At 57.2% G+C, this 1,097-nt stretch carries 2 protein-coding genes; both read right to left on the bottom strand.

What is annotated here, in order from left to right; genetic code table 11:
* Positions 1-645: transposase domain-containing protein (locus AC1D2R_RS32125; RefSeq protein WP_477973861.1), on the bottom strand; the 645-nt coding region annotated here is incomplete at its 3' end.
* A gap of 74 nt (positions 646-719) precedes the next feature.
* A complete protein-coding gene (gene tnpB / locus AC1D2R_RS32120; RefSeq protein ID WP_477973859.1) occupies positions 720-1,064 on the bottom strand; it encodes an IS66 family insertion sequence element accessory protein TnpB in 345 nt (114 codons plus the stop codon).
* Between the last annotated feature and the right edge of the window lie 33 nt (positions 1,065-1,097).

Genomic DNA, 1,097 nt, shown 5'->3' with positions numbered 1-1,097 from the left:
GTAAATCGCCTCCTGGCGATAAAGCGGAAGACCGTCGGCGTATTTCGACACGGCAATGTATGCCAGCAGCCGTTCCGTCGGCAGGCCGCTTTCGATGATATGCGCTGGCGCCAAAGCCTGCAGCACGCCGTCACGTTCCCTGAACGCATATTTGGGGCGGCGTGTGACGATAACCCTGAACTTCGGCGGYATGACATCGAGCCGCTCGGATCGATCTTCGCCGATCAGAACCTTTTCCAAGCCCTGGCATTCCTCCGGGATCTCCGGCTCAATGACTTCCTCGATACGTTCTAGATGCGCGGCAAAACCTTTGCGAGGCCGCGCTGCTCTCTTCGGCCGGTCTTTGTCTCCCCGGCCAAGTTCGCTATCAATCGCGGCAAGGCCAGTCTCGATCTCCTCAAAAGCGAAGTCTATCTGCTCGTCATTTATCGCCAGCCGCAGWCGCTCGGAGCGCGTACCATTTTGGGCACGCTGCAAAACCTTCAAGATCGCCGTCAAAGTGGTGATCCGCTCGTCGGCTTTCYGTTGGACAGCCTTCATTCGGGCGATTTCGGCCTCAGTCGCAGCCTTTTCTGCGGTCATCGCGATGACCATCGCTTTCAGCGCTTCGACGTCGTCAGGAAGGTCTGGGCCGGGTAAAATCATACGTCTATTAAAGCATAAAATCAGCTAATTTCCCAACGGTTACAGCAACATGATTCAACTTGCCGCAGGCCGCATCAGCCGATCGAGACTGGCCGCCTTACCTTGGCCGGACGGATCCGCTTCCAATCCAAACCGGCCAGAAGTGCCATCAGTTGAGCATGATCGAGACGGATACGGGCAGCCGATGCTGCCGGCCAGCAAAAACCATTCTCCTCGAGAATTTTTGAATAGAGACATACTCCGCTGCCATCCCACCAGACAATGCGGATCCGGTCTGCTCGTTTCGAGCGGAATACATGAAGCGCACCACTGAACGGGTCGAGGCCGCCATCCCGTACCAAAACCATCAGCGATGCCGGCCCCTTGCGGAAGTCGACCGGCTGACAGGACACGTAAACCACGACACCGGAGGCGATCATGMCTCACGCACCGCTTTGACGATGCCGCTCAGT

This window comes from Rhizobium sp. P1_C7, assembly GCF_056406295.1.
This window is presented reverse-complemented; position numbering and strand designations above follow the sequence as displayed.

Excerpts from the sequence above, each read along its gene's own strand:
- tnpB (WP_477973859.1), bottom strand. The coding sequence starts at position 1,064 with ATGATCGCCTCCGGTGTCGTGGTTTACGTGTCCTGTCAGCCGGTCGAC.